The sequence below is a fragment of the Thalassospira lucentensis genome (assembly GCF_001613805.1).
Lineage (GTDB): Bacteria > Pseudomonadota > Alphaproteobacteria > Rhodospirillales > Thalassospiraceae > Thalassospira > Thalassospira lucentensis_A.
The window spans coordinates 104,756-117,861 of sequence record NZ_LPVY01000005.1; the positions used below are offsets into that span (position 1 = coordinate 104,756).

Below are 13,106 nucleotides of genomic sequence, written 5' to 3' on the forward strand. Positions count from 1 at the left end.
GCGTTGTTTGCGGATCATTTGCAATGAATGTCTATTTTTGCTGAGACAGCAAACATTAGGCAAGCTGTTCAGATTTGTTTTCGCCATAAAGTCTCAAAACCGTCACCATACAAACGAAACAGGGTGGCCGAACGTGCCGACCACCTTGAAGTTCGATACATCTGTATAGGAAATCAGGCGTTTAACGCGCCAGAACTTCCGCGGCCTTGCGCGTCCGGCTGACCGAGTCGGCTACCATTCCCGTTGTAGACTTGATGTTATCAAGGTTCCGGGAAAGACCATCGACCGCGCCAGCCATCAGACGCATGTTTTCCGAAACACCTTCGGTCACCGCACTCTGTTCCTCTACCGCCGAAGATATGTTTGTAACACTATCCCGTACCGTTTCCACCGAATGACGAATGGTTTCAAGAGCACCGACAACCTCGGACGAGATCGACTGAATGCCTGAAATTTCATCGGAAATCTGCTCGGTCGCACGAGCTGCCTGATTGGCAAGATTCTTGACTTCGTTGGCAACAACGGCAAATCCCTTGCCAGCGTCACCTGCACGTGCGCTTTCGATTGTCGCATTCAGTGCCAACAGATTGATCTGCCCGGCGATGTTCTGAATGACTTCAATAATGCTGCCCATCGATTCGACAACTTCCGCCATTCGCTGAGTAGAATTGTTGGCACTGATCGTCTGATCAAACGCGCGCTCTGTTTCATCACGTGACTGCGCCATGCTGCGAGAAATTTCTGCAATTGATGCCGCCATCTGCTCCGCACTGGCCGCAACAGTCTGCACCGTTTGCGATGTTTCCTCGGACGTGCTGACACTTTGACTGGCCGAATTGCCCAAGGCTGCAATGTTGCTATCGATCTCGGTAAAGTTCTGATCAATCATGGTTTTAAGCTCAAGCAACAGGCGGGTTTGCTCGGTAATGTCTGTTGCGAACTTGATCACCTTGAAAGGCTTTCCAACCGGATCAAGCACCGGATTATAGGACGCTTCAATCCAGATTTCCTTGCCACCCTTGCCGACACGTTTGAATTGGCCAGTGTGAAAACTCCCGGTTTTCAGGGTTTCCCAGAACGAGCGATATTCGGCAGAGTCACGATATGCTGGCGCAACAAACATGCTGTGATGCTTGCCGACAATTTCATCAAGTCTGTATCCCATGGCATCGAGAAAATTCTTGTTTGCCTTAAGGATAATGCCGTTCAGGTCAAACTCGATCACAGCCTGCGATTTTTCCATCGCATCAAATACACTTTGCAGGACCGCACGTTCAATGCGTCGCGCTGTAATGTCGGTTGCAAACTTAACAACTTTTGTCGGTTTTCCGTCTTTGTCAAAGATCGGGTTGTAAGTCGCTTCAAGCCAGATCATCTCGCCATTTTTGCGCACACGCGGCACGGCACCTGACGAAAATTTGCCGTTGCGAAGCTGTTCCCAGAATTTCCGGTATTCTTCGCCATTGCTGATTTCACGCGGAACAAATATCGAATGATGCTTCCCGACGATTTCCTCAAGCGAGAACCCCATCGTTTTAAGGAAGTTCTCATTGGCAGTCAGAATTTTACCATCGATTGAAAACTCGATGACAGCCATCGACAAGCTGAGCGCATTTACAATCTGCTGCCCCTCGTTCGAACTGCCATTCTTGAAAAGTGACGCAAAACCCATCCGGATATCTTCCTTGTGCTGTCCGGATTTCCAACTGAAAACCCGGTCATTTATAGGCATATATAAAAACAAACCGAACAATTGCGCTTATGCTGCACAATTGTTCGGTTTGCAGAATACCTATACTTAAGAAGTAATCAACCGCCTATTTTAGCATAGATGCATCTACTCTAGGTTATACCTTTAGGCGGGCCATTTTACAATATACCGGGTCAGATCAGGGTGTGCATCATCCTCCGAGATCACCATTCCCTTAATAGACATTCCGGCCGAGATCGTTGAATCTGAACGCCCTGTAATAAGTGGGTGCCAGTCAGGTAACCCTTTTCCTTCAGCCATCAAACGATAAGCACATGTTGATGGCATCCAGGACAATGTCGTGACATTTTCCTGCGAAAGTTGCACACAATCAGGGACATGCTGCGTTCGATTGGGATAATCCTTGCAGCTGCAGGTTTCGCAATCCAGCAACCGACAGGCAACCGACGTATAATAAACAAAGTCGGTATCTTCGTCCTGAAGTTTGTGCAGGCAGCACTTGCCACAACCGTCACAAAGGGCTTCCCATTCCTGCGGCGTCATCTTCTCCAGCGTTTTGGATTCCCAAAACCGGGCGTTTTCCGCTTCATGCGTTGGCTCTCTCATCGTCTCTCTCGTCCGGCACCATTTTATTATTTTTTGATTGTAGCATATGGCGGACTTCCAAACCGCAAAGATCGCCAATCGAAGCTACTGGCAGATCAAATGAAAGAACGAGCCGAAAACACTTCCCTTCATCAAACCGGCACAGCCAAGATCATCACCAGCTGCTGTGGCCATTTTGCCAAGGGGCGTACCTTCGGCTTTGATCGTCGAGGCATAGTGAAACTCATGCCCGCGCAAGATCGTTCCAATCGCCCCCAAAGCTGTCGCCTCGGACAAAACCAGTGTCCTATATCCCAAATGCAGTTTGCGATCCGCAAAACTCGTGACAAGTGGCAGAAGCCCAAGCATCTCGTGATGTCGGCCTGACGCATCAATCAATGCCTCGCCCAGCACCATGTAGCCACCGCATTCACCATAGATCGGGGCATTTTTGGCTGCCATCGCCGCAAGGGTCGCTTTGAAATTCCCTGCTCTGGCCAATCGTTCACCATGCAGTTCCGGATAGCCACCGGGCAGATAGACGGCATCAGCCTCCTTGTGGGGGGCTTCATCCGTTAGCGGGGAAAAGAACGATAGTTCCACCCCCTGACGGCGCCAGTCTTCAAGAAGATGCGGATAGGCAAAGGCGAAAGCCGTATCCCGCGCGATGGCAATATGCTGCCCCAATGGCGGGATACCAACGACTGCGTCAGAAACATCACCGGCCCCCACCCCAAGTTGCCGACCGCTTACCAGGCCGATCAACTGATCAAGGTCCACGTCCTTGGCAATAATCTCGGCCGCCTGATCAAGAAACGCATCAAGCGCGTCATGTTCTCCTGCCTGCACAAGGCCCAGATGCCGTTCGGGCAGCGATAACGCATCACTGCGCCGGACCGCCCCGATCACAGGAATTTCCGGAAGATGTTCGCGGCACGCCGTTTCGATCATCACACGGTGCCGATCACTGCCAACCCGATTAAGGATCACAGCCGCAATCTTCACATCCTTGCGAAAACTGGCAAACCCGGCGATCACTGCGGCAGCCGATACGGACTGCCCCTTGACATCAATAACCAGCACAACCGGCCAGTTCATCATCGCCGCAAGATCGGCAGTCGATCCACTACCGTCCGCCGCCCCGTCAAACAGGCCCATCACACCTTCACACAGAAGAAGGGACTTGTCCCCGGCCTGCCATCGGGCAAGCGCAGCAAGCTGATCGCCTGACATCGTCCAGGGATCAAGATTGATACATTTTTCTCGGCACGCCGCGGCCTGAAATGCCGGGTCGATATAGTCCGGTCCGGTTTTTGCCGCCGCCACACGAACACCCCGATTGGCAAGAGCCCGCAAAAGACCAAGTGTCAGAACCGTCTTGCCGCTATTTGACGAGGGTGCCGCAATTATCAGGCCCGGAAGCTGCGCTGCAGATAGTTCCATATTCCGGCTTCCCTGAATGCCGCCCAACTGATCCCGACACAAACGGTGGATCATCCGTTCTTTTTGATGACCTCAGCAATGCCCTTGGCCATATCTTCCGGGGCTGTTCCGTAATTAAAGTGACGGATAAATGATCCATCACGTCCCATCAGATACACAAAAGATGAATGATCCATCAGATAGGCATCCGAATCCTTTGATTCCCCATCGGCATATGCCTTGGCGTAATACACACGGAAAGTCTTTGCGGCGGCCGTAGTCTGTTCAAGCGTTCCGGTCAGGCCAACCATACGTTCGTGGAAATGCGGAACATAGGCCGCAATCGCGTCAACCGTATCGCGTTCCGGATCGACCGAAATGAAAACCGGCGTTACCTCATTGGCAATTTCTGGATCAAGTGCATCAAGCGCATTGCCCATCACCTGCAATTCGGTCGGGCAAACATCCGGGCAATAGGTATAGCCAAAATAAATCAGCATGTATTTCCCGCGGAAATCCTGTTCAGTGCGGGTCTGGCCATTCTGGTCAACCAGTTCAAACGGCCCGCCGATCGCCGCAGCCCCCGAACCGGAAGACGTCGTTTCCGATCCCATCATCATCAATCGATAGGTCAGACCAATACCGAGAACCAGCGCAATCGCCAGAATGATCACAAGTGTTTTCTTGCTCACGCCGTTACCTGTCCTTTTGTTCCGGGATTACGAGCCTGCGCCAATCAACCGGATAAATAAGCCACTGTCTTGCGGGCACTATAAATCCGCAAAACGATCATGCAAGACCCGTAACTGTGCCACGGCTCACAATGACGTCATTGCGAATTCTCAAAATTATCCGATCTGATGAAATGCCAGCATGGCAAGGATGACAGCGTTAACGACCATAAGCCCCCGCCCAACCGGGGCCATAAAAGCACGAAACCATCTGGTGGCATATTGGCCGATCACACCGGTTGCAAACAGCATCGGCACAGTGCCAAGGCCGAATACCGCCATGACAAACCCGCCGGTCAATGCGTTGCCACCTGCGGCCGCGAGAACCAGCGCACCATAAATCAGGCCACATGGGATAAACCCAAGCATCATGCCTAACAGGTAACCCCGCCAGCCGAACGGCGCACCAAATAACGGTTTGATGCGGTCACCAACCATCCGGTTCCACAATGCACCCGTAGTGTTTCCTCCTGCCATGTCTGAAAACAGTCCGGCAAGATGAGGAACCAAACCGATCACCCCGAAAACCAGAAAGAACATCGCTGCACACAAAAGCAATACAGGTCCCAACCACCAGACTTTGGTCAGCACCGTGATGCTGTCAGCAAAAAAGCCCGCCATCACGCCAAGCAGCGTATAAGTCGTCAATCGGCCAAACTGATATGGCAAAAGAGCGGCCCCGGTCAGCCGGCGAAACTCGCTCATTTTCTCAAGCGGCAGCTTTTCCATGCGCGACGTGACCTGACTAATCACAAATGGTCCGCACATCCCGACACAGTGGGTGGCACTGCCGACAAGGCCCGCAATCAGTGCCGTCGCCAAAACACCGCTGTCCTCCTGAAGGACAGTGGCGCATTGTGCCCAGCCGCTTTCGATGATGCGGATCAGTATCTGTTGTTCGTCCATGATCCATCCGGATTAATCAGTTGTTCTGATTGTGACGTCCAGACCGGATAGGAACAACGATATAGATCAATTCAAAGCTCAGTAATTCGAAGCTGTCGGATCACTCGGCACGGTAATGAGATCAAGGACCTGTTCGAACGGCACATGACGCACTGCTTTGACGTCATCCTGCGGTGAAAGCCAGTTCAACCGATCACGCAGATCAACCACCTTGCCCAGAATGCAGACCGCAGGTGGTTCAACACCGGCCTTTTCGACATCGTCAGCCGCATTGGCAAGTGTTGAGATCAGAATACCCTGATTGGGCGTGGTCGCCTGGTTGATAACCGCAAGCGGCTCGTCACCGGATCGTCCATTGGCCATCAGTTCCGATGAAATACGACGCAAATGCTTCATCGCCATATACATCACCAATACAGGTGCACCTTTGGCAAGGGCAGCCCAATTGATGTTATCAGGCATTTCGCCACTCGAACCATGGCCCGTGACAAAGGTTACCGATGAATTGCAATCACGGTGCGTTGTCGGAATCCCAGCATAAGCAGCACCGGCAATACCGGCCGTAATACCCGGTACAACCCGGAACGGTACATTATGTTGAACCAGCGTCAGACCTTCCTCACCGCCGCGGCCAAACACGAACGGGTCACCACCCTTAAGACGCAAGACCCGCAACCCCTGCTTGGCATAATCAACAAGCTGCAGAGATATATCCGTTTGCTTTGAGGACGGGCGCCCACCACGTTTACCGGCATAAACACGCTTGGCATCAGAACGCAAAAGATTGAGAATCCGGTCATCGACCAACGCATCATAGACAACGATATCTGCCTGTTGCATCGCATTGACGGCATGGAGCGTCAGCAAACCGGGGTCACCCGGTCCTGCGCCGACCAGCCAAACCCAACCCGGCTCAAATACCGGAAAATCAAGACCAAGTGTCGTCATTACGGAATTCTTTATCTCTCGGGCAATTGGTCCATCTGTGCAGGACCGGATCGTTTGGATATGTTAAACAGCATCTAGGCGTCAGGTCCAACATATTAGTCCGTATTTTTCTCGTTATTTATCTGATATCACATTAATTTTAATGTTTAATAGAGAAACTCTGACAAAAAAGCATGCAGCCATAATAATGGTTAACCCAGATATTCAAAGCCATAAACCGGGATCACCTGCCGCATGACCCGAAAGCCGGACGGACCACTACGCAAGGGATGGACAACGGGGGCCTGTGCGACCGCCGCAACCCGTGCGGCTTGGCAAGCCCTGCTTTCTGGTGAGTTTCCCGATCCGGTCACCATCACCCTTCCCCGGGGCGAAACACCCTCCTTTAGCCTGATCAAGGCTGAAACAGGAGAAGGCTGGGCGCGGGCAAGTGTGATAAAGGATGCCGGTGATGACCCCGATGTCACCCATGGCGCGGAAATCATCGCAACAATCCGACATGGAAAACAGGGTTCAGGCATCACTTTCCGTGCAGGCGACGGTGTCGGGATGATTACGAAACCCGGCCTGCCAATCCCGGTTGGCGAAGCCGCGATCAACCCCAAACCGCGCGAAATGATGACACAGCAGATCGTCGAACTGGCAAACCGGTTTAACGCAACTACCGATGTCGAAATTGAAATTTCCATTCCCGGCGGGCAGGAGATCGCCCTGAAAACCTGGAACCCGCGGCTTGGAATTGTTGGCGGGCTTTCCGTATTGGGCACCACCGGCGTTGTGATCCCGTTCAGCTGTTCGGCATGGATCCATTCCATTCATCGCGGCATTGATGTCGCGCGCGCCACCGGTCGCAGACATGTGGCCGGGGCCACCGGCAAAACGTCCGAAGCTGCCATTCGGCAATTTTACAGTTTGCCGGACGAGGCGATCCTCGATATGGGTGATTTCGTTGGCGGCATGCTGAAATATCTGCGTCGCCATCCGGTCGAATTTGTCACAATTTCAGGCGGCTTTGCCAAACTGGTAAAACTGGCACAGGGACATATGGACCTGCATAGCAGCCGATCCGAAGTCGATTTCGAAAAACTTGCTGAAACCGTTGCCGCGCTTGGAGGTGATACCGGTCTCGTATCCGAAATTGCCAGCGCCAATACTGCCAAGCAGGTTCTGGAACTTTGCACATCCCGAAACGTTGACATAGCACGAACCATTGCCCTTCAGGCCGCTGAAGCTGCCCGCGCAACAATCGACGGTGCCTCCGCCATCGAAATTGTCGTCGTTGATCGCGCTGGCAGGATTGTTGCCCGTGCCGGACATGGCGATTTTGACGCCTTTCTTCCTGCCAAAGCGACAAACCCGAACCTTTAAAATTAACAAAAACAGGCCCGCAACACATGATCCCCCCACGAAGCACAGCTACACCGCTAAACATTCTTATTTTTGGCGGTACGGGGGATGCCAATCGTATTGCTGCTGATCTGTTGCAGGAATTCGGATCGGATGTGCGTCTGCAGCTTTCTCTTGCCGGTCGCACCAGCGCACCAAGATTACCAGACGGCATCCCTGTCCGTATTGGCGGATTTGGCGGGGCCGAGGGCATCATATCCTGTCTGGGTTCGGAAAAAATCGATCTCGTGATTGATGCAACACACCCATATGCCACCCAGATATCCAGTCACATTGCCCAAGCCTGTCACGCGGTGGCAACGCCCTGCATTCAGTTTCAGCGATCTGCATGGCAAAAAACGGATAAAGACCGCTGGATCATGGTCAGAAGCCTTCAAGAAGCAGCCCAAATCCTGCCCGACCACGGAAGACGCGCCTTGATCGCAAGCGGACGCAAGGATCTTGCCCATTTCGAAGGTCTGGAAAAAACATGGCTCCTTGTCCGGACTGTCGAGTCCCCCAAGGATCCATTCAACCTTGCATTCGGTGAATGGCTGATCGCGCGTGGTCCCTTTACCGTCGAAGGCGAAATCGAACTTTTGCAGCGCTACGAAATTGATGTGATTGTCAGTAAAAACAGCGGCGGGTCGGCTACAGAAGCCAAGATTCTTGCGGCACGCGAACTGAGCATCCCGATCATCATGGTAGAACGTCCCGGTGCGGCACCGGTTGAACAGGCTGAGGCCATATATGAAATAATTGAAAAAGTCAGAAACACTCTTGCCAGTGTCTGATTTTCGGCGATATTCCTAATCCCAAATATGGACCTTTCAGGGCGGTCCAGAATTATCAGTCGAGAACGGCAAAAATAGCCGCCGACACCCTGAATTCCATGAGTGGGAACTGTAATGACCGGCAAAATTGGTTTGCGCGGAAGGTTGATGTTGGCGATTGTGCCAATTGCCTTGCTCGCCGTATGTGCCGCCGCTATGGCGGTGTTTTCTTTTAGAATTACCGAACAACAGCAGAAAATCGTTGCGAATGATGCTATCCCGGCCCTGATTTCCGGCCAGGAACTCTATTCCCGCAGCGACGCGGTCATCAGCATGGCTCGCGCCGTCGCCAGCGCGCGCAACGAAGATCAGGTCGCGGCCGCCACCGCAAATCTTGATGAAACCGAAAATGTCATGAACGACCAGATCGCAACATTGGCGATGCATGGCGTTGACGGTACGATTCTGAACGAATTTTCCAGCCAGACCGGTGAAATGATCGTCAATATCCGGTTGTTACAGGACACGATGCGTAGTCTGTTCAATACGCGCAGCGCTCATAACGCCATGCTGGGCGACGTCGTCACATCGACGAATGCCGTTGAACTGATTGCCCGCGAACTGTCAACCAATGCCAACATGCAGTTAACCAATAATGCAGGCGAACTTTACGGGCTGGTCGGCGATCCGGAAAAATCCGACAAAGCATTTGAAATGCTCGACAAGCTTCTCGACGAAGATGCACTGACGTCGCAGAATATGGCGGAACTGCGTGCCGTAGCATTGAAAATCCCCGATCTGGCCCGCATGACGGCAACAGCTGCCAATCAGGAAGACCTTGATCGCATCAAGTTCTGGTCCGGCCCCGTCCTGACCCAGATGGAAAGCAGCATCGCTGAAATCCCGCTCGATACGCCACGCGAAAAGGCACAAGCCGCCTTTACGGCAATTTCAAACGGCCTTAATCCCAATAACGGCAATAACCTGTTCAGTCTGCGCCAGAAGGAAATCGAGGACGAAAAATCGCTTGATGAACTGCTGGCAAAAACAACTGCAACATCTCAAGCAATCGGTTCGACAGCCGACCGTCTTCTGAGCGATATGCGCGCAAAGATCGACGATGCAAACCACGATGTTTCAACCACGATCAGCGCCGCAGAAAAGGCAATGATCGGTGTCGCCGTGGCCGCAATCGTCATTTCTGGCCTGATCATCTGGCTGTATGTGCAACGTAACCTGCTGGCCCGCCTTATCGGGTTAAGTTCTGCGATGGGTCGGCTGACCAATGGCGATCTTGAAACACCGGTTTCCGATCGTGGCAGTGACGAGATTGCCGATATGGCTGCAGCTGTTGAAACCTTCCGCGAAAATGCCCGCGACGCCGAAAAACTGCGCGAGGAAAACAAGGCCGCCGAACGCCGTGCCGAAGAACAGCGTCGCGAGGCTTTGCTCGAAATGGCGAACGGCTTTGAAAGCTCGGTCAACGGCCTTGTCACCGAATTACTGTCACAGGTTGGCGATATGCGCGATGCCGCCGATAACATGGCACAGAATGCCGGTGACAACGTTCATCGTGCCATCGAAGTCAGCGAAGCATCCCAGAATGCCTCCCAGAATGTCAGTTCGGTTTCTTCCGCGACCGAAGAACTGTCTGCATCGATTGCAGAAATTGAACGACAGGTTTCCAAGGCGGAGGAGGTTTCCCGCTCTGCCGTTTCCGAAGCCCGCAAATCTGATGAAACTGTTCGCCAGATGTCCGAAACCGCGGATCGTATCGGCGAAGTTATCGAGCTGATCACGACCATTGCCGATCAAACCAACCTTCTGGCTCTTAACGCGACCATCGAAGCCGCGCGTGCCGGGGATGCAGGCAAGGGCTTTGCCGTTGTGGCAAACGAGGTCAAGAACCTGGCATCCCAGACACAGCGCGCGACCGAGGATATCGGCAAGCAGATCAATGAAATGCGTGCGGTCAGCACCGAAGCCGTCGAAATGATTTCGACCATCGCCCAGACCATTGGCGAAATCGATACGATCTCAAGCTCAATCGCAGCCGCCATGCGCCAACAGGGTGCCGCCACCGCCGAAATTGCCAGCGGTTCCGAAGAAGCAGCCAATGGTGTACGTCACGTATCAGAAAACATGCTTAATGTTTCACGTGCCGCCGAAGCGGTTCAGGACCTCTCGGGTTCGACCCGCAACACGGCCGAAGAACTTCTGCAAAAGGCACATCGCCTTCAGGACGAGGCGAACAACTTTGTCGCCCGCGTTCGCGCCGGTTAGTTAGCCGAGACCCAAAGAAAAAGCCCCGCCGATGGATTTCGGCGGGGCTTTTTTATCACTTCTGCAACAACATCCGATCAGACAAAGCGGCGGAATTCACCACTTTTGCGCGGCGGGCAGAAACGTTTCAGATAGGTCGGCGCAATCGCTTCAACGCTGTTGGGCGTAATACCAAGTTCGGCAAAACCTTCAGCACCTTCGGAAACGACATTGTCGGTTTTAAGCAACCGAACCTGATCCGGGGTCAAAAGCGGCTTAGGCAGGAATTGCAGGAAGAACGCCTTGATCGATGCCAGCCAAAACGGTACGGGCATCAGAATGGCGCGTTGACGGGTCATCTGCAGCATATCGCGCAGAAGTCCCATGAAGCTGTATACTTCCGGCCCACCCAACTCATAGGTCTTGCCAGCAGATTTGCCCTCGACCAGTGCAGTTACAAACGCTTCGGCTACGTCGGCAACATAGACCGGCTGGAATTTCTGACCACCATCGCCAAGCATGTCGACCTTGCCTTTATCGAGTTCGACCTTCGGCAAGCCCGGCGCACCAATAACCGGCAGAACCGGGGAATAACGCGCCATGGTGGCAAACTGGTTCAGGAAATTATCTTCCGGACCAAAAATAACCGACGGGCGGAAAATCACTGCATCCGGGAAAGCTTCGCGAACAGCCTTCTCACCAGCCAGTTTCGAAGTCGCATAAAGCGCATGCGGATTCTTATCAACGCCAAGGGCGGACATGTGCAGGAAGGTTTTAACACCACAGGCCTTGGCTTCTTCGGCAATACGTTTTGCGGCTTTGACATGGATATTTATGAAGCTGCTGCTGCCGCGCTGATACAGAATGCCCAACAGGTTGATAACCGCTTCGGAACCTTCGATCGCGCCTTTGATCGACTCTTCATTGCGAACATCGCAATGTACCGGAACCACCTGCCCAAGATAGCCCATCGGCTTCAGTTTCTTGACGCGCTCAAAGCTGCGGGTCGGAACGCGGACGATAAAGTCACGCTCAAGCAAACGCTTGACGATATGACGCCCGACAAATCCGGTGCCGCCAAAAACGGTTACGATACGACGATCCATGCTTGCTCTCTCCTTGCCGGCCGATGATGTCGCGATGATCCCGCCATCACGATCCGGCGCTGGGTACCATCAGGGCCAAATGCGGATATCGGCCCGATCAAAATTCCTAAGCGGTTATATACGACCCGCAGGGTGCGTCAACAATGCCCTTTTAAAGCGTATCTGTCCCGGCCCCGTTGATTTTAGCCAATATTTCGTCATGTAGCGCCAGTAAACCCGCCTTGTAGTCGGCAAAACGCAGCTTCACACCAAGCTCGGACTTGATCCGGTCATTGGCCACCCTCTTGTTATCTTCATAAAAGCTTGCAGCCATTGGGCTCAGATTGGCTGTCTCGAAATCCTCCTCCGTTGGCGGATCCATGCCAAGCAAACCACAGGCATAAGCAATTACATCCTGCGGCGGGGCGGCATCATCGTCACATACATTATAAGCTGCACCAGCATTCGGGCACCGGATTGATGCCAGCACCGTCTGGGCAATATCCTCGACATGGATACGAGAAAAAACCTGTCCGGGCTTTACCACACGTCGCGCCCGGCCCGACCGGACGGTTTCAAGTGCATTGCGCCCCGGCCCATAGATTCCGGCCAATCGGAAACTTTGCACGCAAAGACCATGACGTTGCCCCAGATCGAACCATGCCTTTTCTGCGGCCACCCGTCTGCGACCACGTTTGCCACTTGGTATCAGGTCGTCTTCTTCGGTAACGGTCGCACCATCGCGGTCGCCATAAACACCTGTTGTCGACAGATATCCGATCCATGTTCCACCGGGCAAGGCGGCAAGATCACCGGCATGATGGGCCAGAACAGGATCACCATTCCCCCCCGGTGGTACCGAAATCAGGACATGGGTGACATCTTTCAGGGCCGCACGAATATCGGCCACCGGCACGTCATCGGAAAAAATATGGGGCTCGATCCCCTGCGCGCGCAACGCGTCAGCCTTTTCCGCACTGCGCGTGGTACCGGCTATTTTCCAGCCTTCCTCGCGCAGCTGATTGGCAACAAGGCGCGCTGAAAATCCCAATCCGAAGCAAAACAGCTTTTCGGTCATTATCAAATCCATATGCCGGGGAGACTATCTCTAAGCGTGGAACACTATCGGCCCCGGTCGGCCATGACAAAAGCTTTCCGGACCATGTTGCGGAAAGTTTGAAATCACAATCATTTTCTTGCCGCTTTCATGATTTGCAATGCGGACCTGATAAACAGGTTCTGGTCGGTACGAGCAATACACCCGTATGCTGGCCAACGCCTCGTCGCTTTTAAAACT

11 protein-coding genes are annotated in these 13,106 nt (G+C 53.1%); 3 read left to right on the forward strand and 8 right to left on the reverse strand.

From position 1 onward, the window contains the following. Positions 1–181 precede the first annotated feature (181 nt). From AUP42_RS05705 to cobA, 6 genes are all read right to left on the reverse strand, one after another. Positions 182–1,672, reverse strand: a complete 1,491-nt coding sequence (locus AUP42_RS05705) for a methyl-accepting chemotaxis protein (RefSeq protein WP_062949783.1) — start codon at positions 1,670–1,672, stop codon at positions 182–184. Between the two features lie 183 nt (positions 1,673–1,855). After that, entirely contained in the window at positions 1,856–2,317 is a 462-nt protein-coding gene (locus AUP42_RS05710) for a YcgN family cysteine cluster protein (RefSeq protein ID WP_062949785.1), read from the reverse strand. Positions 2,318–2,401: 84 nt separating this feature from the next. Next, positions 2,402–3,739: a cobyrinate a,c-diamide synthase gene (locus AUP42_RS05715; protein ID WP_062949787.1), complete on the reverse strand. Its 1,338-nt coding sequence runs from the start codon at positions 3,737–3,739 to the stop codon at positions 2,402–2,404. Between the two features lie 50 nt (positions 3,740–3,789). Then, positions 3,790–4,410: an SCO family protein gene (locus AUP42_RS05720; protein WP_062949789.1), complete on the reverse strand. Its 621-nt coding sequence runs from the start codon at positions 4,408–4,410 to the stop codon at positions 3,790–3,792. Positions 4,411–4,566: 156 nt separating this feature from the next. Next, positions 4,567–5,355 (reverse strand): sulfite exporter TauE/SafE family protein, encoded by a 789-nt coding sequence (locus AUP42_RS05725; RefSeq protein ID WP_062949791.1) that lies wholly within the window; start codon positions 5,353–5,355, stop codon positions 4,567–4,569. 78 nt (positions 5,356–5,433) lie between these two features. After that, positions 5,434–6,303, reverse strand: coding sequence for a uroporphyrinogen-III C-methyltransferase (gene cobA, locus AUP42_RS05730; RefSeq protein WP_062949793.1), 870 nt, complete (start codon positions 6,301–6,303; stop codon positions 5,434–5,436). A gap of 234 nt (positions 6,304–6,537) precedes the next feature. Here cobA and AUP42_RS05735 point away from each other — a divergent pair, with 234 nt between their 5' ends. The 3 genes from AUP42_RS05735 to AUP42_RS05745 all read left to right on the forward strand — a co-directional run bounded on the left by AUP42_RS05735 (position 6,538) and on the right by AUP42_RS05745 (position 10,745). Continuing rightward, on the forward strand, positions 6,538–7,671 hold the full coding sequence (locus tag AUP42_RS05735) for a cobalt-precorrin-5B (C(1))-methyltransferase (protein WP_062949795.1): 1,134 nt from the start codon (positions 6,538–6,540) through the stop codon (positions 7,669–7,671). A 26-nt stretch (positions 7,672–7,697) separates the two neighbouring features. Then, entirely contained in the window at positions 7,698–8,483 is a 786-nt protein-coding gene (locus tag AUP42_RS05740) for a cobalt-precorrin-6A reductase (RefSeq protein ID WP_062949797.1), read from the forward strand. A 114-nt stretch (positions 8,484–8,597) separates the two neighbouring features. After that, positions 8,598–10,745, forward strand: a complete 2,148-nt coding sequence (locus AUP42_RS05745) for a methyl-accepting chemotaxis protein (protein ID WP_062949799.1) — start codon at positions 8,598–8,600, stop codon at positions 10,743–10,745. 77 nt (positions 10,746–10,822) lie between these two features. On the opposite strand, the gene AUP42_RS05750 is transcribed toward AUP42_RS05745, so the two are convergent. Together AUP42_RS05750 and AUP42_RS05755 are read right to left on the reverse strand one after the other, a co-directional pair. Next, on the reverse strand, positions 10,823–11,830 hold the full coding sequence (locus tag AUP42_RS05750) for a complex I NDUFA9 subunit family protein (protein WP_062949801.1): 1,008 nt from the start codon (positions 11,828–11,830) through the stop codon (positions 10,823–10,825). Positions 11,831–11,981: 151 nt separating this feature from the next. Then, positions 11,982–12,887: an SDR family oxidoreductase gene (locus tag AUP42_RS05755; RefSeq protein ID WP_062949803.1), complete on the reverse strand. Its 906-nt coding sequence runs from the start codon at positions 12,885–12,887 to the stop codon at positions 11,982–11,984. Positions 12,888–13,106: the final 219 nt, after the last annotated feature.

Bases quoted from the DNA above. Each gene is read 5' to 3' on its own strand.
- cobA (WP_062949793.1), bottom strand. From the start codon at position 6,303: ATGACGACACTTGGTCTTGATTTTCCGGTATTTGAGCCGGGTTGGGTT.
- AUP42_RS05755 (WP_062949803.1), bottom strand. From the start codon at position 12,887: ATGACCGAAAAGCTGTTTTGCTTCGGATTGGGATTTTCAGCGCGCCTT.
- AUP42_RS05710 (WP_062949785.1), bottom strand. From the start codon at position 2,317: ATGAGAGAGCCAACGCATGAAGCGGAAAACGCCCGGTTTTGGGAATCC.
- AUP42_RS05705 (WP_062949783.1), bottom strand. From the start codon at position 1,672: ATGGGTTTTGCGTCACTTTTCAAGAATGGCAGTTCGAACGAGGGGCAG.
- AUP42_RS05715 (WP_062949787.1), bottom strand. From the start codon at position 3,739: ATGGAACTATCTGCAGCGCAGCTTCCGGGCCTGATAATTGCGGCACCC.
- AUP42_RS05745 (WP_062949799.1), top strand. From the start codon at position 8,598: ATGACCGGCAAAATTGGTTTGCGCGGAAGGTTGATGTTGGCGATTGTG.
- AUP42_RS05740 (WP_062949797.1), top strand. From the start codon at position 7,698: ATGATCCCCCCACGAAGCACAGCTACACCGCTAAACATTCTTATTTTT.
- AUP42_RS05725 (WP_062949791.1), bottom strand. From the start codon at position 5,355: ATGGACGAACAACAGATACTGATCCGCATCATCGAAAGCGGCTGGGCA.
- AUP42_RS05735 (WP_062949795.1), top strand. From the start codon at position 6,538: ATGACCCGAAAGCCGGACGGACCACTACGCAAGGGATGGACAACGGGG.
- AUP42_RS05750 (WP_062949801.1), bottom strand. From the start codon at position 11,830: ATGGATCGTCGTATCGTAACCGTTTTTGGCGGCACCGGATTTGTCGGG.